The sequence below is a fragment of the Sphaerospermopsis aphanizomenoides BCCUSP55 genome, from assembly GCF_001586785.1.
In the GTDB taxonomy this organism is placed as follows: domain Bacteria; phylum Cyanobacteriota; class Cyanobacteriia; order Cyanobacteriales; family Nostocaceae; genus Sphaerospermopsis_A; species Sphaerospermopsis_A aphanizomenoides_A.
In genome coordinates this window covers 1-24,988 of sequence record NZ_LUFH02000063.1, presented here as the reverse complement: position 1 = coordinate 24,988, position 24,988 = coordinate 1, and the positions used below count along the sequence as shown (strand labels likewise).

Here is a 24,988-nt window from a genome sequence, read left to right as displayed (position 1 = left end):
GACATTGGATTAATGAAATACCAGTCATAGATAATTGGTATTGTGGATAACTCACCACTGATGCACAAATTAGTTTATGCTGTAAATAGTGAAAGATTAAGAAATATTAAAATCTATTTCCAGTGTACCCATGCAATGTATTGTCAACCGACGCGCTCAGTTTTCGGCAAGTCACCGATATTGGTTGCCTGAACTAAGTGAAACCGAGAATGTGGAAAAATTTGGTCTTTGCTCGAAATTTCCCGGACACGGACACAACTATGTTTTATTTATCTCCCTCGCTGGGAAACTAGATGAGTATGGCATGGTGTTAAACCTGTCTGATGTCAAACAAGTGATCAAACGGGAAATTACTGGTCAATTAGATTTTTCTTATCTTAATGATGTATGGGCAGAATTTCAACAAACTCTCCCCACTACAGAAAACATGGCACGGGTGATCTGGCAACGTCTAGCACCCCACTTACCTTTGGTTCGCGTGCAGTTATTTGAAAATCCTGAACTTTGGGCAGATTATATGGGTAACGGAATGGAAGCTTATCTCAACATTAGCACTCACTTTAGCGCCGCTCACAGGTTAGCACACCCTGACTTGAGTTTGCAAGAAAATACTGAGATTTACGGTAAGTGCGCTCGTGTCAATGGACACGGACATAATTATCACTTAGAAGTTACCGTGAAAGGTGAGATTGACCCCCGCACAGGGATGATAATTGATTTAGGTGCTTTAAATCAAGTAATCACAGATTATGTAGTTGAACCATTCGATCATACCTTTTTAAACAAAGATATTCCTTTCTTTACCAAGGTTGTGCCAACTGCGGAAAACATCGCACTTTATATTAGTAATACTTTGCGATCACCTATTCAAGAATTAGGAGCAGAACTTTACAAAGTCAAACTAATTGAAAGCCCCAATAACTCCTGTGAAATCTACGCCGCTGACCTAGAATCAACATCTGTCAGTACAGTACAGAATCAACCTGTTTTGGCAACAGTTTAGAATATTAATATTACTCGTTCCCAGTCTCTGACTGGGAATGCCATTAGAGAGACTCTGACTCTGCTATCACCTGCCATCTGCGAAAGGAACTCCAGAAATTAAATTATCCAATTTCTGCATCTAGTGACGACTATTCAGATTATTCTCCCCCTGCTTCCCCTGCTTCCCCTGCTTACTCAACGACTGGATATTTTTTTATTTGGAAGTCCCTAATCTTGTGTACTAAAAGAATTTACTCACTATACATTGGAATCCCGGTAATAAAGGACTAGTTAATTCATCTTCACTATATAAAGTTGCCACTAATTTTAAACCAGCTTGTTGACGACGATAAACTTCAACTTTTTTAGCATTAAAATCACAAATCCAATATTCTTGAACACCTTGCACCGAGTAAAGTTTCAGTTTAGCTTCTCTATCGCGCTGTTCGTTTTTTTCTCCTGGAGATAACACCTCAACCACTAATTCTGGTGCGTCGGTGAAATGTCCAGCTTCATCTAATAAAAGTTCTAAAGATTCATTACTAGCCCAGACTACATCAGGAATCACATTATCAGCATCCGAGAAAATAATTCCTGGTGCAACAGCCACCTTGCCTAAACCAGTTTCATCTGACCAATTACCGATAAATCTAGCTATATTAGCACAGCTAAACTGATGATTCCAATGAGGTGATCTTGTCACAAATAACTCTCCATCAATAATCTCATAGCGATTTTTGTTATCACCAGCAAATAACGCTAAATCAGAAGTAGTCCAACGGACTGAAGTTGCTTGCATAACCATCTCCTAGTATTTAGCTAACCTAAAAAAACTCCGACGAATGGCTAAATATCTTAAATAGCGATAAATTAACCAAGCTAAAATTCCTAAACAAAGATTTAGTAATATTTGTCCTATTATAAACCAAAAAATATCCGGCTTAAACCAATACTCCATCCGTAAAGGGCTAACTTTTCTCACCAATATCAATAACCCTAAGATAGCATTACCGCCAAGTATCAGACTCAGCAATATTAAACCCCTTTGCCAATAACGGTCTAGAGTTGTATTACCAGAAATTAAAATCAGATGACGTTTACCCTTTAACCTTCTTAAAAATTGTTCTAACCGCCAAAACATCCACAACAAAAACGGAAATAAACCATAACCAAGAAAATGTATGGGACGTGGAAAACCCCAAGCACTAGATAAAGTATTTACTAAAGCATGAGAACAGACAGAATTTAACCAACTAATAAAAATCAAATTTCTGTCTTTATGCAAGCGTCTACTAGAAGCAATATATATTCCTAGAGCATATCCCCAAGGGACAGAGAACATAGCATGAACTGGTGTACCAATAATCCGTTCTAAAGGTAATGCTGTACCATGAAATAAATAAATCCAATTTTCTTCTGCTGTGAATCCTAAAGCTACTGTTATGGTAAACAGAAAAACTGTAGTAGCACGTAAATTATAAATACGTTGGAGAAAAAATAACGGAATAAAAACTCCTAAAAACTTACAACCTTCTTCAATAGGAGCTATTATCAATAGTTGCCTCAAAGCCGCACCAAGAAAAAAACGCTGTATCTCTTGCCAGTGTACAAACCACTCCAAACCTAGAGCGACAAAACCCGATACAGCGCCAACAATGAAGAAAATAAATAAACGTAATAAAGAAGGGGCAGCAGGAGTGCGGCGGTAATAAAACAGCAGCAACAATAGAGGTGGTAAAACTGCCCACAGCAGGATGAAGATATTAGCCACTCACCTGAGCAATGATAGTGCGATGACGAGGACTGTTACTAGTGATGCTAGGAGTTTGGAAACCTGCCTCCACAAAAGCTTGCTCAATATCTAAAGTGAAATATTCATCTAAATAAGGTTCTGTACTTTTGAGTAAAGTCAAAATATATTTAGGCATTTGCTTGTAAATTGGTGATTTAGGATTCATGTCCATAATTGCTAAATGCCCACCTGGACGTAAAACACGCCTTGCTTCAGCAAAAATCTGGCGCGTTGCTGACTGAGGTAACTCATGACACATCAAAAAAATAGAAACTAAATCAAAAGAAGCATTTGGCATACCTGTAGATTCAGCCGCAGCATGAACCCAATTAATTTTAGTTTGACATTGTTGATTACGATAATTAGCAACAGCTAGGAAATAGGGAGATAAATCTAAACCTGTAATTTTGGCTTCGGGGTAAACTTCCTGGAGAGCAAAGGTACTCATCCCCACACTACAGCCCAAATCTAAAATATCTTGCGGTGGTTGGGAAATAGAACTTTTGACAATATTATGGTAGCTTTGGCGCAGTTTGGCATCACCTTGAGCTTCAAAATCTTGCCAAATTTTAGCGTGGACAGCATGAGCAGCAGACTCTACTTCAAAAGCAGCTTGCCAACTCAGATTTCCAGTTTCATAAGCATGGAATGAGGTAACGTAATAATCTGGGTATGTTAGTTGAGGGTTTTGTACTTGCGCTAAATCAGTAGTCCAGTCACGCCCTTGCAGCCGGTCTACCTCTTTAGTCCAACACACACCAATTTTTTCCGCCCGTTTAATCATCATTTGTCTGGCTTGGTGTTTAGCCAGGTTCGCTAAAGGTTTGATGGCCAAAATACCATTTACCATCCGAGAAGGTAAGTCAGGAGAACTTTTGAGAGTAGTAGTCATAGTGTCGTTGCCTTGAACAGCCTTTTTTACTTATGACATATCTACTGGAGTTGAGTCTACAGGAAGGAGGCAGTTGAGTACCGAGTGCTGAGTTCCGAGTGCTGAGTAAGAATTTGCTTCCCCTGCTTCCCCTGCTTCCCTGCCTCTTCTTCCTCCACACCCTACACCCTACACCCTACACCCTTATTTACCTGTACTTGGTTTTAAAGCTAACAACATTTCCATTTGACTGGTAGATTTATCAGGGCTATTGACAGTCACACCTACACCACGAATGGAAGCAAGGATCGCACTAGCATCAGGGGGAAGAGGTTGACCTTGTGTAGCTAAACGAGTAATCAAAGAGGAGGTGTTTTCTATATCTAAGTAGAAATAATCACCATTTGGTTTTTGTAAAGAACTCGTTACGGCTTTAAATGTGTCTGTGTTATCGAGAGATTGACCTTTTTTGTCTGCTAGGGGTTCAGCTACTGGCCCACCAATTGCTAGAAATACGGTATCTTGATCTAGCCAACCATGTGCAACTAAAGCACCTTGTTGGGGAATTTGCCATTCTGTGATGTTTTTACCACCAATGCTTCTTTTGGTGATGTTAAGTGATTGCTTCTTGGCTAGGTCATCTAGTTTAGTGAAGGTGGCTTCCGCTGTTTTGCGATCGCTGGTGTCAAATACCAATGCTCCCCCAAAACCAACATTGGCTAACCAACCTTGGCTGGATTTTACTGCCCCAAAAGCAAATTCCTGATCCATCCAACCTAAAATATCTTTGTCTAAATCCAGATTGACAGCTTGTTTGATTTGTACCCGTGCTTGTTCTACTCCTTGCTTGAGTTCTGGATAATCTTTTGACTGTTCTAGGAAAGTTTGCCAACTACGATTAATATTCTGTCCAGTGACTAAAGCAAAAGTATCGCTGGGAAATTGTCCAACTATTTTCGCGGGAGTGGTTTGATACTGAAATTTGCTCAATTGCGGATCTAAGTTTACTACTGCTTTTAACCTCACTCCAGCATCATCCACACCCACAGCCGCTACCATTGATTTGACCTGTTTGAGTTGCGCTAAAGTTTGTGGGGGTAATGGTCTAGCTTGGGGATTGAAAGCTGTTAATTGTTGTGCCATGTTGGCGTAATCAGGCACATAAATTTGAGCAAGACTATTTTTAACATCCACTCCTTTAGCTAAAATACTACTTGCACCTTCCTTACTAGCAAAAGATGGCTCACCTTTATAGGTATCAATAGCTTTTTCTACAGCTTGTTTTTCTGGTGCTAACAGCAAATGAGTATTATTTAAAACAGCTACATAAGTTGATTTACCTTTGTTATTACTAGCGATAATTTTCTGACCTTTGTATTCTGATTCCTGAATTTGGACGTTTTTTTGTTCCTTTAATTTGTTAGCAAAATTTAAGGCATTTAGTTTATCTTTTATACCTACTACTAGCAAAACATTTGGCTCTGGTGGTGCTGGGATTGGTGGCTTTGATGGATCAGGTACAGCAGAATTTGGTGGTAGTACAGCAATCATGACTCCACCAATCCAAGGTTTTATATCTGTTTCATAAGCCATATTGCTATCACTTAATAGCCCTTTGTTGATATCCTGTAGACCTTTAGCTACTAACTGTTGTGCTTGTGGAGTTCCAAACTGCTGCAACTTATTCCAAGATTGGGAATCGGTGTTAATATAAGTTGCCATCAAGGCATTCGCTGGTATGACTTTAGCACTACCCAGAGGAGTAGAACTATCTCCAGAGGGGACTTTGAAATACACATAAGCAGCTATCCCACCTGCGACGACTATAGCAGCACCAATAGCAGGAACTAAAAATTTTGATTTACTTTCAGGCATTGTTATTATCCTCTTTTGAGCAAATTATTATCAAGGAGTTAGTACAGAAATAGCCAGATTTGGGAATTTTTAGCACAAATTTACACTAATTTAGCGGTTTTTACTGATATGATTAGTATTTCTACACACTAATAGTTTCTAGTGACTCTAAAATAGACTTCACTAGATAGAGGAGTAAATCCGTAAATGGTATCTTAAATTGAGATCCAAAGAAATAGTCAAATTCTCAGCCGCAAGTTATTCTAAGCTAGAAGAATAATTGCTGGTATTTGTACTCAATGGAAATCTTTTGCCTAACGGCACGCTACGCAAACACGGTGTGGTAGAAAAGACTCTTGTGTTAATCATGCAAAAGTGCAAAATATCAAATGATGTGAAGATTTGGAGACTGGGTAGCAAAATGAAAAAACAGAGTTAAATAATTTCATCCCTGAAAAATCCTGATCAAATAACCTTTTTGATTGGGGATAGGCATCTGCGAACGCTATTTTTGTGAAAATGTCAGGATTACAAGGTCAGTAATAATCAATGTCGCATTTTTATTTGGATACAGAGAATAACGGACACAAATCTTTTGAGTTACCAGGGGCTAAACCACACTATAACCCCGATAGGCCAGGACAGGTAGAACATATTTTTCTTGACCTGACTTTGGATATCTCTAACCAAAGTTACTATGGAAATTGTAGCATCAGGTTATTGCCAATCCGTAATAATATTGATAAGTTGACGTTAGATGCTGTCAACCTAAATATCAAATCTGTGCAAGTAGACGAAGTAGAGCAGATATTTGAATATGACGGAGAACAACTCTCAATTATACTTTCTCAACCAACAAAAATCGGTAATAGGTTATTAATAGCGATCGCCTACTCCGTCGAAAAACCCCAACGTGGTATTTATTTCATTCAGCCAGACAAACACTACCCCCACAAACCCACCCAAGTCTGGACACAAGGAGAAGACGAAGACTCCCGCTTTTGGTTTCCCTGCTTTGACTACCCAGGCCAGTTGTCAACATCAGAAATTCGTGTCCGTGTTCCCAAACCTCTAGTTGCCATTTCCAACGGTGAACTAATTGATACCCAAGACTTGAGAAATGAAAAAATTTACCATTGGTCGCAGCAGCAAGTTCATCCAACCTACTTAATGACTTTAGCAGTAGGTGACTTTGCAGAAATTAAAGATGAATGGCAAGGTAAACCTGTCACTTACTACGTAGAAAAGGGACGAGAAGCAGATGCTAAACTCAGCATGAGCAAAACGCCCCGCATGATTGAATTTTTGAGCCAAAAGTATGGTTATCCCTATCCTTTCCCCAAATATGCCCAAGTTTGCGTAGATGACTTCATATTTGGGGGGATGGAAAATACTTCCACCACTCTACTCACAGATCGATGTTTGTTAGATGAACGCGCATCAATAGATAACCGCAACACCGAAAGTTTAGTCGTTCATGAACTAGCACACCAATGGTTTGGTGATTTGTTGGTGATAAAACATTGGTCTCATGCTTGGATTAAGGAAGGAATGGCTTCCTATTCTGAAGTGATGTGGACAGAACACGAATATGGGGATCAGGAAGCAGCTTATTATCGCTTATTAGAAGCTCGTAGTTACTTGAGCGAAGACAGCACCCGCTACCGTCGGCCAATGGTAACTCACGTTTACCGAGAAGCCATAGAACTTTACGATCGCCACATCTATGAAAAAGGATCTTGTGTTTATCACATGATTCGTACAGAATTAGGCGATGAATTATTTTGGCCAGCTATTCAAACATTTGTCCAAGATCATGCCCATCAAACTGTAGAAACTGTAGATTTACTCCGGTCAATTGAAAAAGCCACAGGACGTAATCTTACTTTCCTATTTGACCAGTATGTATATCGTGGTGGTCATCCTGATTTCAAAGTTGCTTACTCCTGGGATGGAGATGCTAAATTAGCCAAGGTGACAGTAACTCAAACCCAAGTCAACGGAGATAACAAGGATTTATTTGATTTAAAAATCCCTATCGGCTTTGGTTACATCAACCAAAAATCACCATTGACAACTTTTACTGTCCGAGTAAATGAAAAAGAACAAAGTTTCTATTTCCCATTAACAGAAAAACCAGATTTTATTAGTTTTGATGTCGGTAATAATTATCTAAAAACAGTAACTTTGGAATACCCAATCCCAGAGTTAAAAGCCCAATTAGAATTTGACCCTAACCCTGTTTCTCGCATTTATGCAGCGGAAGCTTTAGCAAAAAAAGGTGGGTTAGAAGTTATCAAAATTCTGTCCGCAGCACTGAAAAATGATCCCTTCTGGGGTGTGCGTGTAGAAGTAGCCAAACAATTATCAGAAATTCAGTTAGATCAAGCCTTTGATGGTTTACTAGCTGGGTTGCAAGATCCGAGTCCCTTTGTCCGCAAATCAGTGGTTAGTTCCTTATCGGCAATTAAAACTCACGCTAGTTATAAAGCTGTCAAAACTGTAGTCCAGGATTGTGATTCTAGTTATAATGTAGAGGCTGCTGCTTGTCGGACTCTTGGTGCTATTTCTGCTGCCAATTTGGCAGAAAAACCTCATGCAGAAAAAGCAATTAAATTGCTCAAATCAGTGTTAGAAGAAAGAGCAGGTTGGAATGAGGTAGTACGCAGTGGGGCTATTTCTGGTTTAGCTGAATTCAAAACCTCAGAAGATGCTTTAAATTTGCTATTGGAATACACTAAAATCGGTGTTTCTCAACCACTACGACTGTCTGCTATTCGCGCTTTAGGCAAAATTTCTGTAGGTCAAACTCCCACTAATTTAGAACGGATTTTAGACAGATTAGCAGAAATAGCTAAAGAAGCATTCTTTTTAACCCAAGTTGCAGTAGTCACCGCATTGGGACAAATGGAAACACCTAAAGCTATCGGGATTTTGCAATCTTTAGCCAATCAAACAGCAGATGGGCGTGTACGTCGTTATGCTGAAGAAGAAATTACCAAAGTCCAGAAAAATATTGGACCTGAAAAAACTTTGCGTCAATTACGTGAAGAAGTTAACCAACTCAAACAACAAAATCAGGAACTAAAAAGCCGGTTGGAAAATTTGGAGGCAAAAACAAAGTAGTGATTTGGGGTGTAGGGTAATACAATTGATAATTGATAATTGACAATTGATAATTGTTTTATTCAAGAAAAAAATTCCTATTTTTCAATCCTCTCCCTTCAACGGAGAGGTAATTGACAATTTACCATTGTCAATTGTCAATTGTTTACTCATGTTGCAAAAACTCCATTTTGGGTAACAAAGGATCATTCACCATTCCCACACCAGCAAAACCCCAACGTTTCAGCAAACCTCCCACCTGTGAACCAGGAATAGATTCTACTGTCAAACGATTAGCTAAATCACCAGCATGAGTATTCAAATAACTCAAAGCATCAAAATCTTCTTTAAACAATAATAAGTATCCCGATTTTTTATCATCAACTCGCGCAGTGAGATACTTACCATCCGTTCTTGACCGAATAAGATAATAAACTTCAGAAAGCATAGGTAATTCGTAATTCGTAATTCGTAATTCGTAATAGCGCATCTGGCAGACTACGCCAAAATTCGTAATTTGATTTGTAATAGTTCCCTGTTCCCTCTTTCCTGTTTCCTATTCCCTATTCCTAATTCAAATCTTCTAATTTAATTCTTGGATCGGCAAATTTTAACAATAAATCAGCAATTAAGTTACCAAGAATTAATAGCACAGCACTCATTACCAAGCTGGCCATGACTAAATATTGGTCTTTTGCTAACACTGCTTGTAAAGTCAACTTCCCTAAACCAGGCCAGTTGAAGAAGTTTTCTGTAATAAACGCACCACTTAATAAACCCGCTAACTCAAAACCTAACAAAGTAATTAAAGGATTGATAGCATTTCGCAAAGCATGAACATAAATTACCCTATCTTCTGGTAATCCTTTAGCACGGGCAGTTTGAATATAATCTTGACGCAAAACATCCAATAATTGACCCCGCATGATTCTTTGTAAACCAGCAAAACTGGTAATGCTTAAAGCAATTAAAGGTAAAATCATGTGCCAAGCGATATCTAATATTTGACCCAACCATGTGAGTTCCGCGTGATCAATGCTAGTCTTATTACCTACGGGAAAGAGTGGAGCAGTGATTTGGGCAAAGAAGAGCAAAAATAGGGCAGTGATAAAACTAGGAAAACCCTGTCCAGCATAACTCACAACCTGTAAAATCTTGTCTGTAGCTCGATTTTGTTTAACAGCAGCGAGAATACCTAAAGGAATAGCGATCGCCCAGGTTGTAATTAAAGAAGCGATCGCCAACAACAAAGTATCTTTTACTCTTTCCCATATCAGCGACGCTACAGAACGTTGATAAACAAAACTTGTACCAAAATCACCTTTAGTAATAATTTGTTTCAACCAAAACCCAAACTGTTCTGGCCAAGACTTATCTAAACCAAATTGTCTGCGTATTTCCTCAATCCGTTCTGGCGAAATTTTCGGGTTTTGTCGGAGCGTATCTACATAATCCCCCGGAGACCACTTCATAATAAAAAACGACAAAGCAGATGCCAGAAAAATCGTCAACAGCGCCTGCAATAGCCGTTTAACTATATAAAGGAAAGTCTCATCAGTTACCAGCTTAATTAGCCAGTCTCGACCTGTCTCCAAGGAAATTTTTGTATTTGTCATTGGTCAGTTGTCAATTGTCAGTTTCTTCTCTGTTTACTGTCACCTGTCACCTGTCACCTGTCACCTGTCACCTGTCACCTGTCACCTGTCACCTGTCACCTGTCACCTGTCACCTGTCACCTGTCACCTAATACTCAACTAGGGAAATTATCGGCACATCTGGCAAATGTTTCCGTCCCTGCAAATCCCGTAGCTCGATAATAAATCCAAATCCCACAAGTTCACAACCAATCTGCTGTACCAACTTAGCCGTCGCACTGGCTGTTCCACCTGTAGCAATCAAATCATCTACAATTAAAACCTTGCTATCTGGATTTAAAGCATCCTGATGCACTTCCAAGCTATCTGTACCATACTCTAGTTCATAATTAATCCTGTGAACCGCTGCTGGTAGCTTTCCTTTTTTGCGGACGGGAATAAAACCAGAGCCTAATTTATAAGCCAGAGGTGCGCCAAAAATAAACCCTCGTGACTCCATGCCCACAACACAATCAACCTGCATTTCTAATTCCAAGCATTTTTGTGCTAAAAAGTCAATAGTGTAGCGTAAACCATCAGGATCACGCAGCAAGGTGGTAATATCCCGAAATAAAATTCCAGGCTTAGGAAAATCTGGTATGTCACGAATTAAAGATTTTAAATCCATATTGGTCAGTTGTAAGTAGTCAGTAGTCAGTAGCTAGTAGTCATGATGCAAGCGGCAATAGGCAACAGGAATCTTTGCCAATCACCAGTTATCAGTCCCCAATTACCTGAAAAATCCTACACTATAATGTCATCCTCCGGAGATTCTTGCTCTATGCTTCGTTCATGATTGACAATAAATGAGAATTTAACTCAAGCTAGATATGTATCTCCACCATTAACATAGGTAAGTAAATAGGTGAAATAATGTTTAAAACTTTCATTACAGTATAGAGAAATCTTTGAATAACGAGAGTAAGTATTGTATATATTGGGATGCTTATACCACCAGAAGCCTAGGTTCTGGTTTGTCTATCTAACCCAAGTTGCTAGTTACAAAAAGTAAGGGTGTAGAGGAGCAGGGGAGCAGGGGAGCAGGGGAAAAATTACTTCTTCCTTCTTTCTTCTTCTTCCTGAACTACTGATAGCGCAGCGTGGCGTAAGCCATACTACTGATAGCGTATCGAAGACAGCGAAAGCTCCGCTAACGCGCAGCGTGCCGTAGGCATAGCGTGGCGTAAGCCATACTCCTAACATAACCAGCAACTTGAGTTATTCATCTTAAATTTTCTTTCACTCAGTTTGTTGGAATAGTACAAGGTATTTTAGAGAATGAATGTTTCCGCGAGTTTAACCCCGTTTGATTCTCCAACTCCTGAGGCCATGCCCATGATTCTGGACACTTTACCAGATCCAGCGATCGCCGGACAGGGATGCCCCCGCAAAACCACATTGCAGATCGACCTGATGTTACTGGCAATTGAAGCCTTAGAACTTGGAGGTTCTGAAGCCATTCTGGCTTTTGCCCAAGAGTTAGACCTGACCAAAATTATTAAAAATCGGGTAAATTTATGGCGAATGCGTGCTGCCAATCCCTTGCGAAGAGCGCATAGTCGCCGCCCCCTAAGCGTCCTCGAAGCCAAAGCTTTAGTAGTCATTGCCTGTTACATAGCACGACGTTTAACAGTTGTCATCCGTCAGCTACTGGTAATATATCAGCAGTTGTCTGAAAAACAGATTCCACTAGAACAAAATTTACGTCTGGCTAATTACTTAGAAAGGTTTAGAGCGCATTTTAAAAGCCGGATGAACCCTAGACGTTCTGGTTTACTCACCTTAAACTCTGATGAAAAATTAGATGAACTGGCTATAGATTTATTAGGAAAATTACTATTCTGTACCGGTACAGCTGGAATGCAGCGTTTCTGGATTTCTCTTTTTGACGGTGAAGTAGAATGAATATTCAACGTAAGTACAGTTTACCTAATTGCACGCTGCTCTTAGAAGGGTTAAGTGATGTTACTATATCTGCCCAGTTTCAAGAACTGCGCCCGGAACTATCTATATTGGTAAATGCTGAATGCTATTTATCTAGTTATAGTCAGCCCATAGCTGGAGGGCGAGAATTTTTTGAAAGCTTAGTTAGGGCTGTAAGTGCCTATGCCCAAGAATTTTTAAGTAATGTACCCAATCCTCAAGCACACAATCGTGAATCAGAGTTAGTAGAATTACAAAAAATTGACACTAACCGTCACAAGTTAATTGTACATTCAGAAATTCCGGCTGGAGGTTTAGAATCCCCACCAAAGGAAGTTAAACAGCCAACTATTCAAATTGATTTAAACACGGTGCAGTTGTTTGATTTAGTGGAAGCTGTAGATCAATTTTTTGCTGACACCCAAACATTGCCAGAACTATCACTCGAACTACAACCTGTCACCAGACGCTACGGTGGTGCTAGTCAAGCAGTTTTCAAACAGGCTGTACCCGCAACTGTGGGAATATCCAGTTTAGCAGCCGCAGCAGTCGTCTTTAGCTTAATTCCCGCTCCTCAAGTACGGCCACCAGAACCGAAACCAGAGGAACAGTCTAGCACAGCAATACCCACAGCTTCACCGACACCAACAGTTGAAGCAACACCAACTGCATCACCCCTAGCCTCACCGGCACCAACTACATCACCAACAGCTTTAGCCACACCAATTATTAAAGATTTAGAAGCACTACTGGCTTCAGTTCCCGAAATCACTGATCCCTCTCAGCTACGTGCATTAAATCGCCAAGTTTATAACCAAATTCATCCAGAATGGGGTAATCGCTCTGAATTCACAGAAGATTTAATCTATCGGTTAGGTGTGGCTGCTGATGGGAGCATAATTGGTTACAAGGCAGTTAACAAAGGTGCTAATGAAGCAATAGACAAAACCCCACTGCCAAAACTTTTATATAATCCTGCCAACCGCAATATTACCAACGAACCCATTGCTCAATTCCGAGTAGTATTTACTAAAAAAGGTGTATTGGAAGTCAGTCCTTGGTTGGGATATGTGAAAACACCAGAAGTAGTCGGCGAAAAAATCACCGATTCCAGTACAGTCAAAGATCTAAACCAAAAACTGTATAACACAATTCGCCAAAACTGGAGTGTGACACCCACGTTTACCAAAGAGTTGAAATATCGTGTGGCAGTCAACAAAGGTGGTATCATTGCTGACTATGAACCACTTAACCAGGTAGCTTTTGACTTCTTTCGGGAAACACCTTTGCCGCAGATGTTCCAATCTGTTTACGGATCAAACCTAGCTGCTCCCAACAACAAAGAAGCTCTCGCTCACTTCCAAGTAGTCTTTAAACCTGACGGTACACTGGAAGTCAATCCTTGGGAGGGATATAGGTAACTAGGGTGTGGGGTGTAGGGTGTAGGGTGTAGGGAAGAAGAGGAAAAACAGGGAGAGAAACGGGATGATCTTTCTTCTGCCTCCTGCCTTCTGCCTCCTGCCTCCTGCCTCCAATTTATTTAGCGATTTTCCGCATATAGTTTCCCCATAACTGGGCAGCTTGGGCGCTGCTACCGGATGTGGGGGAATTATTGTCATTCCCTAGCCAAATACCTGTTACAAGCTGCCGACTGGGAATAAAACCTATAAACCACAAATCTACGTTTTTATCAGTTGTACCTGTTTTACCCGCTTCTCCCAATCCAATGGATGCACTACGACCAGTACCCCTGGAAACTACTCCCTGCATTAAATCAATCATTTCATTGGCAACTTCAGGCTTGAGAACTCGTTTATTGCCATCTGGGTCTTGGTCAAAGGAGTATATAACTCGGCAGGTTTTTAGGTCTTTGCGATCTTCACAATCACTGCTGTCTAAAATCCTGCTAATAGCATGGGGTGGATTCCATACACCACGATTACTAATAGCACCAAAAGCACCCGTCATTTCTAGAACATTGACTACGCTTTGACCTAAAACTAAGCCAGGAACAGGATCAAGTGTGGATTTAACCCCCAAACGCTGGGCCATCTCCACGACTTTATTTAATCCCACTTCTCTGGCAACTCTTAAGGCAATGGGGTTTTCAGATAGTGCTAAACCAGTGGCTATATCTAAACTACCACCCCCACCAGAGCGACAGGGTTTGTAAGTAAAGCCTTGCCAAGTGAAAGGAGCGCAAGAATAACCTCTTGATGGTGATATTCCTTGTTCAATAGCGGCAGTGTAAGCAAAAATTTTGAAGGTAGAACCTGGTTGTCTTTGAGCTTGTACAGCTCGGTTAAACTGACTTTTTTTATAATCAGTCCCTCCTACCATTGCCAGGATGCCTCCAGTTCTAGAATCTAATGTTACTAGAGATCCTTGAGAAAACCGAAAACTTGAACCTGCATTACTAACTGAATTTTTGAGTGCTGATTCCGCTTGGGCTTGAATTGCTGGATCTAACTGGGTTTCAATAATGTAGTTACCCTCTCTTGCTGCTCCCTCCCCCAAAATTGCTTCCAGTTCCTGAAAAACGTAATTATAAAAGTAAGGGGCAATTGTCTGGGCTTGTCTTTCGCAAACCTTGGGACTAACTTGGACAGTGGAACGTCTGGCTCTATTAGCATCTTCTTGGCTAATTTTGCCCATTTCCAACATCCGCTTAATAACACGATTGCGGTAATCTGCTGCTCCTAATTTCTTGGGTCCATCCCCACAAAAATCGAAGGCGTTGGGAGCAGGTAAAATTCCTACTAAGGTTGCTGCTTCTGAGAGAGTTAATTCTTTGGCTGACTTTTCAAAGTAATATTTAGCCGCATCTTCAAAACCGGAAGTGTCCCCACCTAAAAATACTCGATTTAAGTAAGTCAGTAAGATTTCATCTTTGCTATAGAAGGTTTCTAATTTCAGTGAAACAACTGCTTCACGCACTTTCCGTCCCAGAGAATCTTGTCTACCTACATATTCACGGAATAAACTGCGGGCCACTTGCTGAGTAACTGTACTAGCTCCTTGCTGGACATCTCCTGTGCGGCTATTAATTAATACGGCTCGCAAAATTCCTAACGGGTCAACTCCAAAGTGCCAATAATAACGACTATCTTCGGAAGCAACTACAGCCGCAGGTAGGTAGGGTCCAAAGTCTGACAACTGTTTTAGGTCTACGTGAGCGATGTTTCGGGGTTCTCGTAGGGGAGTAGAGCCATCACGGGCGTAAACGACCACAGGGGCCCGTGTGGCTGTGGGTAGAGGTCTAACGGAAAATTTTGTCCATTCTAGACCAATTGCTAGGGCAAATAGGGCGCTGATACTACCAACGCCATAAAATCCCCAAGTTGCTGCTTTAATGTACCAAGGCGGTGGATCAAAATATTGCAATCGGACAGAAGCGGCTAGTTCTGGTGGTCCCAAGGTGAAAACATCACCATGACGCAGTTCTAGAGAAGTGACTCGTCGCTTGCCTAAATAAATGCCATTGGTAGAATTTTCATCTTTGATAGTAAAAATGGGAGTCCGTTGACTAGAATCCCGTGACAGAGAAAGATGAATTTGGCTGACTACTGGATTACGAACGACAATATCGCAGGATTTAGAACTACGCCCAAGTATATAGCGATCGCCTAAGAGGGGATATGTTTCTGCTTTATCCGCCCCCGCATCCTGCACCCAGAGTTCCGGTACTTTGGCATTAGGCTTGAGCGCCAGTTTGGAAAAATCAACCCTAGCTTGAATAGTGTTTACTGCTTGCGTCAGTTGACCAAGTAAAGTTTGTGGCTTGTGCGGCGGTTGCGGGGAACTCATCGGCTATATCACATCACATCTTTGGGTGAAAGACAAAATCACGCGGATCGTAATTTTAATGCTAGTCTTACACCATTTTACTCACAAGCTAAAAATAATTTGTTGGCACTGGTTTGTTGTTGTTATTTTTTATACAAAAAATGTCTTGGATTATCTAAAATTAATTTGTGATGTTTGGTACTAATTTATAAGTATGAAAATGATGTTTTTCCCATCAAATGCTGATTTTGGATGAATATGTCTAGCTGCACAAATTTAACTACTATATCTACATTTTGTATCGTTCAAAACTACTATCAAATCAACAAAAGATTTAAATATTACCGTTGCCAAAGACGTATACCAATAACCAGACAATTTTACATCTACATTTAGGCAGATTTTGTCTAATAAAGAGTTTGATTTAATTAGCGAAGTGTTCCGTTGACCTTGAGGTTAATTTCAGAATGAAGGGAAAATCTCTGACCCTGATTGGTACAGTCATGACTTTGGCACTGACCACCAATGTTGCTATGGCTGAATCTAGTAAATCCCTACCCTCCGAATCGAGTGACTCATCTCCTAGTTCACCAACGGAAATTCAAATGTCACCAGAAGGGATGGAAATTCTCTGCAAACATTTTCCCCTTAATTCTCGTTGTCCTGGTGGCATACCGCTTGATGCTCGTATTGGTACCGCGCCTACACCTGTAGAAACTAGTCCTGTAGAAAATTCTACTACTCCCAGCACTACAACAGATCCAGCAGCTTCATCTCCTGTTCCTGATAATTCCAGTCAGTTAACTCCATTACCACCTGCTCCTTCTTCAATTGAACCGGGCAATTCAGGTAGCCCTAATACTGCACCTAACAATTCAGGTAACACCAACACTCAAGGAGGTACAAATTCTTCCGAGCAAGTTCTGCCTTCTATATTACCACAAACTTCCCCATCTGGTACTTAGGGCTGAGTGAAGAATGTGCGATGGAAGGGTATAAAGGTGTAGGGGAAAAAAGAGTAACGAGGTATGAGTAATCAGCGACGAGTGACAATCTGAATTAACTACTTAGCACTCGGTACTCACCTGCCTTTTGCCCTTCGGCTATCTCTATCACTGAAGGATTTGTGAAATGCAAGAATCTCTTTGTCGCAGCGATGGAGATTTAAATTGTTAGCATTGCTTCAGCTAAGTAAGTCAGCAGGAAAAAACCAAGGTATGTAACAAAATGTAAAATGGTTAAAAACCTCTTCCCTCCTGCCTTCTGCCTCCGGTTGGTGAGCGAAGTCGAACCACTGCCTCCTGCCTTGCCATAACGACAATTTTTAACGCCTACCTACTTAACTGCTGCCATATTTACAGCAGCTTTCAGCAGTCAGCGGTCAGCAGTAAAACCCTTTTGGTGCAAGGCTTTGTGATCAAAATTTGTACCTTATTGATCTGCAATATGCTGTATGTTCAGGCCAGAGGTAATATATAGGAATAATATTTGATTTTTGAAAAAACTCCGTACACCTAAATTCTCTAAAACCCTTTTGCCTCTTGCATGAGTGCCTCTTGCCTGCCTACATAGATAATTTCAGATATCAAATCAGATTCCTATATCATCTGCGACTAGAAGTTGGTGTTTGTTGGAAAGAAGCGATTATAAGACAAATAATACCAATACTAATAAAAGAATCAGCCATATTAAACACAGCAAAATTAATTAGGCGAAAATCGAGAAAATCAACGACATAGCCTAACAAAAATCTATCAATACCATTACCAATAGCTCCACCTAAAATTAAACCATAACCCAACTGTTCCCAAAAACTTAACAGCGGGCCAAATAATGCTATGGCTATCAAAACTAAACTCACTCCCAAGGATAGCCAGCGCAACCACTCTACTTTTCCACTTAGCAAACTAAAAGCTGCTCCCGTATTGGTGACATAGGTAAAGTGAAATATTCCTGGTAGCAGGGGAAGTGTTTGTCCTAAAGCAAAGGTTTTCACTACCCAGTATTTTGTCAATTGGTCGAGAAAAAAGGCGAACAAGGCAGCAATCCAAAAGAAGCGATTTTTTAAACGCATGGTAAATTATTCAATTAGTCATTAGTCTTAGTCATTAATCATTGGTCGTTTGACAACTGACAACTGACGATTGACTAATAGAACATTATATGTCGTAGTACATAAGCGACTATGGTGACAGCACAAACTACTACTAGTTGTCCTGGTAGTGAAAACCAGGAATATTTGAGGATAGCTTGGATTAAAGGCAGATTTTCTCCAACTCTCCAAGGGAAAAGATAGCTCATCATCAAATAAGCGATACCGCAAATGTGGACTGTTAACAAGCCACACAAACAACTAAAAGCTAATGTTTCAATGCGAGGTCTGGCTTTAAAGGCAAAATAGCCGCAAATCCAAGCTCCGGGAATAAAACCCAGTAGATAACCAAACTGAGACAGTTTCACATATCCGATACCGCCTCCTTCTGCAAATACAGGCAATAAGGTTAGTCCCATGACTAAATAAGCAATCTGCGAAAGCGCACCAGCATTTTTACCTCCTAAACAACCCACCAACAACACTGCACCAACTTGATAGCTGACACCTAAAGAAAAAGTTTTGATTCCTTGGTGACTCCAACTCCAGGGTAATGTAGTGCCATAGGCTTCTAGGAACGTACCTCCCATTGTTAGGAGTAAGCCAATCATAGACCATAATAACTGATTGGAAGCAGCAAACATTTATCAGGCAAGGGGGAAAAGGTTAACAGCTAGTTGGTGTTTTACTAACGAAAGCTAACAGAGGCTTACATTTAATCAAGATTTATGTCTACTCATTTACTAAAAAAGTGTCAACTTTAACACCCAGAAAGTGTGATTATTGTTCAGTATTTAGGTGATAACCAAGCCTAAATACTTATATTCAGCAAGCCCTAACTAGCAACTTATAAGAAAATCGAGTGAGCCAAAACCACCGAGATAAAGTATCAGAGCAAGGCATTGATACTTTATCGCACTTTAGGGGGTGGATGTAGGCGAACGGCTTGCCTCTTGAGGGGCAGTCATAATCCTGACTTAGCTGCTTAGGGATTGACAGTTTCCCTAAATAATCCTATTTTTGGGGTAGGTCGAGATGGTAATAAACATGATTGTTTTTGAGTTCAAAGCCAAAGGCACAAAACAGTAATATCAGAGAATTGATGAGGCTATACGCATAAGCCAGTTCATTCGTAACAAGTGCCTACGGTTTTGGATGGACAATCAAAATGTTAAACCCTATGACCTAAATAAATATACTGCTGTTTTAGCGTCGGAATTTGATTTTGCTGATAAATTAAATTCAATGGCTAGACAAGCAGCAGCAGAAAGAACAGCTTTTGCAATTAAACGATTCTTTGATAATTGTGAGCCAGTCAGGTCTTGTTGTTCCAACAAAGAGGAACTGGCGAACCCGAAGGGTAAGGCTAAAATCCCTGGTAAAAAGGGATATCCCAAATTTCAAAAGAATAACCGTTCAGTTGAATATAAGTCAACTGGATGGAAACTTTTAGATGACCGTAAGCACATAAAATTTATAGATAAATGTGGTATAGGTCAACTAAAGTTAATTGGAACTTGGGATTTACACTTTTACCAAATCAAGCAAATAAAGAGAGTCAGGATAGTTAAACGTTCTGACGGTTATTATGTGCAGTTTTGCGTGGATGCAGAACGAAAAATTGACACCGCTCCAACAGGTAAAACGGTTGGATTAGATGTTGGTTTAAATAGCTTCTATACGGATTCTCAAGGTGAAAAAGTTGACAATCCTAGATATTTGCGGAAGTCAGAGAAATCTTTGAAAAGGCTACAAAAAAGAGTTAGTCGTCAGAAAAAAGGTTCTAATAATCGCAAAAAAGCTATTAACCGTCTGGGTAGGAAACACTTGCAAGTATCACGTCAACGTAAAGACTTTGCTGTAAAACAAGCATTGTGCGTGGTTAAATCTAACGATTTAGTGGCGTTTGAAAAACTGCAAGTGAGAAATATGGTGAGCCAGCGCGTTGGGCGGGTTTCCCGACTTGGAGCGACTGGCGAACCCGTAAGGGTTAAAAATAGCAAGTTAGCCAAGTCGATTAGTGATGCTAGTTGGTCGCTGTTTACTCAATGGCTAGAATATTTTGGGAAGATTTACGGGCGTGTGGTTGTACCAGTTGCCCCACAATATACTTCTCAAAATTGTTCTAATTGTGGAGAAATTGTCAAAAAATCACTTTCAGTTAGAACTCATGTTTGTAACTGTGGGTGTGTTCTTAACCGTGACCACAACGCTGCAATCAATATTTTGGCGAAGGCACTAAAACAGACTGGCTATGATTTAAGTACCGTCGGGCGGACGGAAACTTTTAACGCTTGTGGAGAGATGACCCTCTACCCAGATTTGGTAACAAGTTTGGGCAAGGTTGCTCATTGAAACAAGAATCCCCGTCCTTTTAAGGCGGGGAGCGTCAATAAACTAACAGCAACCAGTATAGGGAAAAATTTCAAATCTATCCAAATTGTATCCAATAAATTTTTAGTAGTAATTTTACTTAAAAATGAAAATCATAGTTACATTCTTGACCTGAAAATCAAAAAATAACCGTATGTCATGGCAAAAAAATTTAAATTTGTTAACCTTTTGTTTACCTTAAATTAAATATTAAGAGGTATGTTAGAGGCGCTTATCTGGCAATTTACAAAATTTAAACAGCAATGCTATTACGTACAATTACCGTTAAAAACAATCGTCTGCAAACATCAATTGCCGTATTAGCACTGGCGTTGGGTCTTGCTGCTTGCGGTGGAGCGTCAACTCCTGAAAACACTTCTACAACTGAGACTCCAGGAAATACTCAAAACGCTACTGCCTCTAGTCCAAGCAAATTGGATTTGGGTGGAAATGTCACATTGACCGGTGCTGGTGCATCTTTTCCTGCTCCTTTGTACCAAACTTGGTTTACTGAGTTAAACAAAAAATATCCCAGTTTGCAAGTTAATTATCAGTCAGTGGGTAGCGGTGCTGGTGTTGAGCAGTTCACTAAGGGGACTGTAGATTTTGGTGCTAGTGATGTGGCAATGAAAGATGAAGAAATTGCCAAAATACCACAAGATAAAGGCGTACTTTTGCTGCCTGTAACTGCTGGTAGCATTGTTTTGGCTTACAACTTGTCAGATGTTCCTGACCTGAAGCTACCAAGAGCAGTGTACACTGATATTTTACTAGGTAAAATCAAGTCATGGGATGATCCAGCGATCGCTAAAGCTAATCCTGAAGCTAAGTTACCCAAGCTACCTATTGCTGTGATCTACCGTGCTGATGGTAGTGGTACCACAGGTGTGTTTACAAAACATCTGAGCGCCATAAGTCCAGAGTGGAAAACTAAAATTGGTGACGGTAAGAGTGTAAAATGGCCTGTGGGTGTTGGTGGTAAGGGCAATGAAGGTGTTACTGCCCAAATTCAACAAACTCAAGGTGCTATTGGTTACGTAGAATATGGCTATGCTAAACAAAGCAATTTGAAAACTGCTGTTTTAGAAAATAAGAGTGGTAAGTTTATTACTGCTAATGAGGAGTCAGCATCCAAAACTTTAGAAGCTGTAACCTTGCCAGAAAATCTTCGTGCCTTTATCTCCGATCCAGAAGGTGCAGATTCCTACCCAATTGTTACTTACACTTGGATTTTGGCCTATAAAAAGTATCCAGATGCAGCTAAAGCAAAAGCAATGGAAGCAGCTATTGAGTATGCTTTAACTGACGGTCAAAAGCTGGCTGGTGAATTAGGTTATGTGCCTCTACCATCAAATGTGATTACAAAGGTAGCTTCAGCTGCTGATCAAATCAGTCCTGAATATAAAATTGCTGTGGGTGGCGCTACGAGTGCGAGTAAGTAGTTTCCAGACATTCCACTATTAAATTAAGCAATCAGTTGGGAACCCTGATTAATTAGTGTTCAGATGCAAAAAGAGACCAAGTAAGAATGTAAGCAACCCTGGTTCCCTTATAAATTTTCTCTGATTTGATTTTTACAGTCAGTATTCATGACTACCAACTTTCAGAATCTGCCATCAGCAATTAAACAACGCTCTGAACTGGACAGATCCCTAGATCGGGGCTTCATTTGGTTAACACGGATTTTTGCTTTAGCGATCGCAGCTACTTTATTATGGATTGCTTTGCAAGTGGCTATTGGTGCTTGGCCTGCTATCCAAAAATTTGGCTTGGGTTTTTTAGTCCAAAGCAGCTGGAATCCAGTTAATGATAGCTATGGAGTCCTACCCGCAGTCTATGGGACGATCATGAGTTCTTTTATTGGACTGTTACTAGCTGTCCCTATCGGTGTTGGTACAGCTATTTTATTAAGTGAGAATTTTCTCCCTACTCAGGTGCGACTGGTATTAGTATTTTTAGTGGAACTATTAGCTGCTATTCCTAGTGTTGTCTACGGAGTATGGGGCATTTTTGTTTTAGTGCCGATTTTAAATGATCTAGGAAAATGGTTGCATAGTTCTTTGGGTTGGATACCAATTTTTGGTTCTGCACCTACGGGGCCTGGAATGTTACCCGCAGGAGTAATATTAGCAATTATGACTTTGCCAATTATCACTGCCATATCCCGCGATGCTTTAATTTCTGTTCCTCCTAGTTTACGTCAAGCAGCTATCGGATTGGGAGCAACTCGTTGGGAAACAATCTTTCAAGTGCTTATCCCTGCTGCTTTTTCTGGTATTGTCAGTGCAGTCATGTTAGCACTTGGCCGAGCAATGGGTGAAACAATGGCTGTCACCATGTTGATTGGTAATTCTAACAACATTAGTTTTTCTTTGTTAGCTCCATCGAATACGATTTCATCTCTACTGGCAAATCAATTTTCTGAAGCTAGTGGTTTGCAAGTTGCAGCTTTGATGTATGCAGCTTTAGTGCTGTTTTTCTTAACGCTGGTAGTCAATATTCTGGCAGAGTTTATTGTTCTCCGGGTGAAGCGAATCTAGTCTCGGTTTTTGTCAAAATCATTACCACAGGAGCAAATTACCAACTCCTGATTCAACAAGATTTCTCTCAAGCTGACTGCTCTATTAGGTTGAATTATGACTTTTCATTTTCCCCAAAGCAGCCTAACGCGCTCTCCTTGGTCTCCCCGCACATTATTTAACACGGTGATGACTGTAGTCGCATTTATCTGTGGAGGGTTGGCACTAGTTCCTCTTTTGGCTGTACTTTCTTATGTGTTGTTTAAAGGTTTTGGCAGTCTGAGCCTCAGTGTATTTACTCAACTACCTCCTGCTCCTTTTAGGCAAGGGGGAGGTTTTGGTAATGCCATTTTAGGAACATTGCTGATGGTTGGTATTGGTGCTGCTATCAGTATTCCTCTTGGTGTACTGGCAGCTATTTATTTGACAGAGTTTAGCTCTGGTAAACTAGCTAGATGGATACGTTTCGCTACGAATGTTCTCAGTGGTGTGCCTTCCATTATTGCTGGTGTATTTGCTTATGGGATTGTGGTATTATCACTGACTAACCTGAAATTAGGTTCTTATTCAGCTTTGGGTGGTGGGTTTGCCTTGGCTATTTTGATGCTACCGATTATTGTCCGCACGACAGACGAAGCTTTACAGTTAGTATCCCAGGATTTACGACAAGCCTCTGTAGGTTTAGGCGCGACTAATTTTCAAACGGTGACACAGGTAGTTTTACCAGCAGCTTTACCAGCAATTGTCACTGGTTCAACTTTGGCGATCGCCAGAGCCTCTGGAGAAACAGCACCATTACTGTTTACTGCTCTTTTTTCTTCTTTTTGGCCGGATGGCTTACTGAAACCCACAGCTTCTCTCGCTGTTTTAGTTTACAACTTCGCTATTTCACCATTTAAAAATTGGCAGTCTTTAGCTTGGGCTGCTTCGCTAATTTTGGTTTTGATGGTCCTGATTACAAGTATCATCGCTCGTTGGGCAACTAGGCAAAAAGCTTAACAAAATATCATCAACAGCATACATAAATCATCCTGACAATTTATCCCTAAACTATTTATGGCTACCAACGCTAGTACAATTAATGGGACTGAAGCGGTTTTACGCACAGAAAACCTCAACATTTATTACGGTAATTTCTTAGCTGTACAGAACATTTGGTTGGATATTCCCAAACATCAGGTAACAGCTTTTATTGGACCTTCTGGTTGTGGTAAAAGTACACTCCTGCGATGCTATAACCGCCTGAATGATTTAATTGAATCTTTTCGAGCAGAAGGAAAGGTTTATTTTGGTGATAAGAATTTGTATGCTCCCAATATTGATCCGGTAGAAGTACGTCGTCGCATCGGGATGGTGTTTCAAAGACCAAACCCTTTTCCTAAATCAATTAAAGAAAATATTGCCTTTGGTGCTAGAATCAACGGTTATCGTGGCAATATTGACGAGTTGGTAGAAAGAAGTTTGCGACAAGCAGCTTTGTGGGATGAAGTCAAAGATAAACTTAATCAAAGCGGTCTTTCTTTATCGGGTGGACAACAACAAAGGTTGTGTATTGCTAGAGCGATCGCTGTTCAACCTGAAGTCATTCTCATGGATGAACCATGTTCTGCTCTTGATCCTATTTCCACTTTGCGGGTTGAAGAACTAATTCACGAACTCAAAGCACAATACACAATTGTGATCGTTACCCACAATATGCAACAAGCTGCACGGGTTTCTGATAAAACAGCGTTTTTTAATGTCAAAACCTCTGAAAAAGGTGGACGTACCGGTTACTTGGTAGAATACGCACCGACAGAATTAATTTTCAACAATCCCCAGCAAGAAGATACAAAAGCTTACATCAGCGGTAGATTTGGTTAAATGATTATAGTTCTGTCACAGTGTTTATCTGTATGTGACAGCTATTTATTTTAAATCACCAAAATCTACCTATCATATCATGTCCGCTTGAATACTTAGGGTTTGCTGAATAAAGCCAAAAGCCAGATAAATAAAGAGTTTAAGGGTAAGAAAAAAGGAACAAGGTGCAAGAAAAAGGGGTAAAATAGGTAA

At 40.3% G+C, this 24,988-nt stretch carries 20 protein-coding genes; 10 read left to right on the top strand and 10 right to left on the bottom strand.

Annotated elements, in window-relative coordinates:
* The first annotated feature begins 130 nt into the window (after positions 1 to 130).
* The gene (locus tag A0J48_RS16500) at positions 131 to 1,003 is read left to right on the top strand and encodes a 6-pyruvoyl trahydropterin synthase family protein (RefSeq protein ID WP_200324878.1); all 873 of its coding nucleotides are present in this window, start codon (positions 131 to 133) and stop codon (positions 1,001 to 1,003) included.
* Between the two features lie 222 nt (positions 1,004 to 1,225).
* Here A0J48_RS16500 and A0J48_RS16495 read toward each other — a convergent pair whose 3' ends face one another.
* From A0J48_RS16495 to A0J48_RS16480, 4 genes are all read right to left on the bottom strand, one after another.
* Complete coding sequence (locus A0J48_RS16495) at positions 1,226 to 1,783, bottom strand: Uma2 family endonuclease (RefSeq protein WP_200324876.1); 558 nt, start codon at positions 1,781 to 1,783, stop codon at positions 1,226 to 1,228.
* 9 nt (positions 1,784 to 1,792) lie between these two features.
* On the bottom strand, positions 1,793 to 2,755 hold the full coding sequence (locus A0J48_RS16490; protein WP_200324874.1) for a PrsW family glutamic-type intramembrane protease: 963 nt from the start codon (positions 2,753 to 2,755) through the stop codon (positions 1,793 to 1,795).
* Positions 2,748 to 3,668 (bottom strand): class I SAM-dependent methyltransferase, encoded by a 921-nt coding sequence (locus A0J48_RS16485; RefSeq protein WP_200324873.1) that lies wholly within the window; start codon positions 3,666 to 3,668, stop codon positions 2,748 to 2,750. The genes A0J48_RS16490 and A0J48_RS16485 overlap by 8 nt, the downstream gene beginning before the upstream one ends.
* A 183-nt stretch (positions 3,669 to 3,851) precedes the next feature.
* On the bottom strand, positions 3,852 to 5,522 hold the full coding sequence (locus A0J48_RS16480; RefSeq protein ID WP_200324871.1) for a DUF3352 domain-containing protein: 1,671 nt from the start codon (positions 5,520 to 5,522) through the stop codon (positions 3,852 to 3,854).
* A gap of 528 nt (positions 5,523 to 6,050) precedes the next feature.
* On the opposite strand from A0J48_RS16480, the gene A0J48_RS16475 reads away from it, so the two are divergent.
* Positions 6,051 to 8,627, top strand: coding sequence for a M1 family metallopeptidase (locus A0J48_RS16475; RefSeq protein WP_200324869.1), 2,577 nt, complete (start codon positions 6,051 to 6,053; stop codon positions 8,625 to 8,627).
* A 145-nt stretch (positions 8,628 to 8,772) separates the two neighbouring features.
* Here A0J48_RS16475 and A0J48_RS16470 read toward each other — a convergent pair whose 3' ends face one another.
* The 3 genes from A0J48_RS16470 to A0J48_RS16460 all read right to left on the bottom strand — a co-directional run bounded on the left by A0J48_RS16470 (position 8,773) and on the right by A0J48_RS16460 (position 10,868).
* Complete coding sequence (locus A0J48_RS16470; RefSeq protein WP_200324904.1) at positions 8,773 to 9,054, bottom strand: hypothetical protein; 282 nt, start codon at positions 9,052 to 9,054, stop codon at positions 8,773 to 8,775.
* A 121-nt stretch (positions 9,055 to 9,175) separates the two neighbouring features.
* Positions 9,176 to 10,222 carry an ABC transporter permease gene (locus tag A0J48_RS16465; protein WP_200324867.1) on the bottom strand — a complete coding sequence of 349 codons (1,047 nt, stop codon included), beginning with the start codon at positions 10,220 to 10,222 and terminating at the stop codon, positions 9,176 to 9,178.
* Positions 10,223 to 10,349: 127 nt separating this feature from the next.
* On the bottom strand, positions 10,350 to 10,868 hold the full coding sequence (locus tag A0J48_RS16460) for an adenine phosphoribosyltransferase (RefSeq protein WP_200324865.1): 519 nt from the start codon (positions 10,866 to 10,868) through the stop codon (positions 10,350 to 10,352).
* A 650-nt stretch (positions 10,869 to 11,518) separates the two neighbouring features.
* Here A0J48_RS16460 and A0J48_RS16455 point away from each other — a divergent pair.
* Positions 11,519 to 12,145 carry a DUF3038 domain-containing protein gene (locus A0J48_RS16455; protein ID WP_200324863.1) on the top strand — a complete coding sequence of 209 codons (627 nt, stop codon included), beginning with the start codon at positions 11,519 to 11,521 and terminating at the stop codon, positions 12,143 to 12,145.
* A complete protein-coding gene (locus A0J48_RS16450) occupies positions 12,142 to 13,584 on the top strand; it encodes a DUF4335 domain-containing protein (RefSeq protein ID WP_200324861.1) in 1,443 nt (480 codons plus the stop codon). Before A0J48_RS16455 ends, A0J48_RS16450 begins: the two co-directional genes overlap by 4 nt.
* Before the next feature lie 115 nt (positions 13,585 to 13,699).
* Here A0J48_RS16450 and A0J48_RS16445 read toward each other — a convergent pair whose 3' ends face one another.
* Complete coding sequence (locus tag A0J48_RS16445) at positions 13,700 to 15,970, bottom strand: transglycosylase domain-containing protein (protein WP_200324859.1); 2,271 nt, start codon at positions 15,968 to 15,970, stop codon at positions 13,700 to 13,702.
* Positions 15,971 to 16,416: 446 nt separating this feature from the next.
* On the opposite strand from A0J48_RS16445, the gene A0J48_RS16440 reads away from it, so the two are divergent.
* On the top strand, positions 16,417 to 16,914 hold the full coding sequence (locus tag A0J48_RS16440) for a hypothetical protein (RefSeq protein WP_200324857.1): 498 nt from the start codon (positions 16,417 to 16,419) through the stop codon (positions 16,912 to 16,914).
* A 638-nt stretch (positions 16,915 to 17,552) separates the two neighbouring features.
* Here the strand turns inward: A0J48_RS16440 and lspA are convergent.
* A complete protein-coding gene (gene lspA / locus A0J48_RS16435; RefSeq protein ID WP_200324855.1) occupies positions 17,553 to 18,023 on the bottom strand; it encodes a signal peptidase II in 471 nt (156 codons plus the stop codon).
* A 74-nt stretch (positions 18,024 to 18,097) separates the two neighbouring features.
* Complete coding sequence (locus A0J48_RS16430; protein ID WP_200324853.1) at positions 18,098 to 18,685, bottom strand: biotin transporter BioY; 588 nt, start codon at positions 18,683 to 18,685, stop codon at positions 18,098 to 18,100.
* A gap of 454 nt (positions 18,686 to 19,139) precedes the next feature.
* On the opposite strand from A0J48_RS16430, the gene A0J48_RS16425 reads away from it, so the two are divergent.
* The 5 genes from A0J48_RS16425 (at position 19,140) to pstB (ending at position 24,796) form a co-directional block, all read left to right on the top strand.
* Positions 19,140 to 20,396: an RNA-guided endonuclease InsQ/TnpB family protein gene (locus A0J48_RS16425; protein ID WP_325078843.1), complete on the top strand. Its 1,257-nt coding sequence runs from the start codon at positions 19,140 to 19,142 to the stop codon at positions 20,394 to 20,396.
* A 281-nt stretch (positions 20,397 to 20,677) separates the two neighbouring features.
* Positions 20,678 to 21,856, top strand: coding sequence for a phosphate ABC transporter substrate-binding protein PstS (gene pstS, locus A0J48_RS16420; protein ID WP_200324851.1), 1,179 nt, complete (start codon positions 20,678 to 20,680; stop codon positions 21,854 to 21,856).
* Between the two features lie 147 nt (positions 21,857 to 22,003).
* A complete protein-coding gene (gene pstC, locus A0J48_RS16415) occupies positions 22,004 to 22,954 on the top strand; it encodes a phosphate ABC transporter permease subunit PstC (protein WP_200324849.1) in 951 nt (316 codons plus the stop codon).
* A 96-nt stretch (positions 22,955 to 23,050) separates the two neighbouring features.
* Positions 23,051 to 23,932 (top strand): phosphate ABC transporter permease PstA, encoded by an 882-nt coding sequence (gene pstA / locus A0J48_RS16410; RefSeq protein ID WP_200324847.1) that lies wholly within the window; start codon positions 23,051 to 23,053, stop codon positions 23,930 to 23,932.
* Positions 23,933 to 23,989: 57 nt separating this feature from the next.
* Complete coding sequence (gene pstB / locus A0J48_RS16405; protein WP_200324845.1) at positions 23,990 to 24,796, top strand: phosphate ABC transporter ATP-binding protein PstB; 807 nt, start codon at positions 23,990 to 23,992, stop codon at positions 24,794 to 24,796.
* Positions 24,797 to 24,988 lie beyond the last annotated feature (192 nt).

Excerpts from the sequence above, each read along its gene's own strand:
- A0J48_RS16480 (WP_200324871.1), bottom strand. The coding sequence starts at position 5,522 with ATGCCTGAAAGTAAATCAAAATTTTTAGTTCCTGCTATTGGTGCTGCT.
- A0J48_RS16455 (WP_200324863.1), top strand. The coding sequence starts at position 11,519 with ATGAATGTTTCCGCGAGTTTAACCCCGTTTGATTCTCCAACTCCTGAG.
- pstC (WP_200324849.1), top strand. The coding sequence starts at position 22,004 with ATGACTACCAACTTTCAGAATCTGCCATCAGCAATTAAACAACGCTCT.
- A0J48_RS16465 (WP_200324867.1), bottom strand. The coding sequence starts at position 10,222 with ATGACAAATACAAAAATTTCCTTGGAGACAGGTCGAGACTGGCTAATT.
- A0J48_RS16470 (WP_200324904.1), bottom strand. The coding sequence starts at position 9,054 with ATGCTTTCTGAAGTTTATTATCTTATTCGGTCAAGAACGGATGGTAAG.
- A0J48_RS16460 (WP_200324865.1), bottom strand. The coding sequence starts at position 10,868 with ATGGATTTAAAATCTTTAATTCGTGACATACCAGATTTTCCTAAGCCT.
- A0J48_RS16485 (WP_200324873.1), bottom strand. The coding sequence starts at position 3,668 with ATGACTACTACTCTCAAAAGTTCTCCTGACTTACCTTCTCGGATGGTA.
- A0J48_RS16500 (WP_200324878.1), top strand. The coding sequence starts at position 131 with ATGCAATGTATTGTCAACCGACGCGCTCAGTTTTCGGCAAGTCACCGA.
- A0J48_RS16475 (WP_200324869.1), top strand. The coding sequence starts at position 6,051 with ATGTCGCATTTTTATTTGGATACAGAGAATAACGGACACAAATCTTTT.
- pstS (WP_200324851.1), top strand. The coding sequence starts at position 20,678 with ATGCTATTACGTACAATTACCGTTAAAAACAATCGTCTGCAAACATCA.
- A0J48_RS16440 (WP_200324857.1), top strand. The coding sequence starts at position 16,417 with ATGAAGGGAAAATCTCTGACCCTGATTGGTACAGTCATGACTTTGGCA.
- A0J48_RS16450 (WP_200324861.1), top strand. The coding sequence starts at position 12,142 with ATGAATATTCAACGTAAGTACAGTTTACCTAATTGCACGCTGCTCTTA.
- pstB (WP_200324845.1), top strand. The coding sequence starts at position 23,990 with ATGGCTACCAACGCTAGTACAATTAATGGGACTGAAGCGGTTTTACGC.
- A0J48_RS16495 (WP_200324876.1), bottom strand. The coding sequence starts at position 1,783 with ATGCAAGCAACTTCAGTCCGTTGGACTACTTCTGATTTAGCGTTATTT.
- lspA (WP_200324855.1), bottom strand. The coding sequence starts at position 18,023 with ATGCGTTTAAAAAATCGCTTCTTTTGGATTGCTGCCTTGTTCGCCTTT.
- A0J48_RS16445 (WP_200324859.1), bottom strand. The coding sequence starts at position 15,970 with ATGAGTTCCCCGCAACCGCCGCACAAGCCACAAACTTTACTTGGTCAA.
- A0J48_RS16430 (WP_200324853.1), bottom strand. The coding sequence starts at position 18,685 with ATGTTTGCTGCTTCCAATCAGTTATTATGGTCTATGATTGGCTTACTC.
- pstA (WP_200324847.1), top strand. The coding sequence starts at position 23,051 with ATGACTTTTCATTTTCCCCAAAGCAGCCTAACGCGCTCTCCTTGGTCT.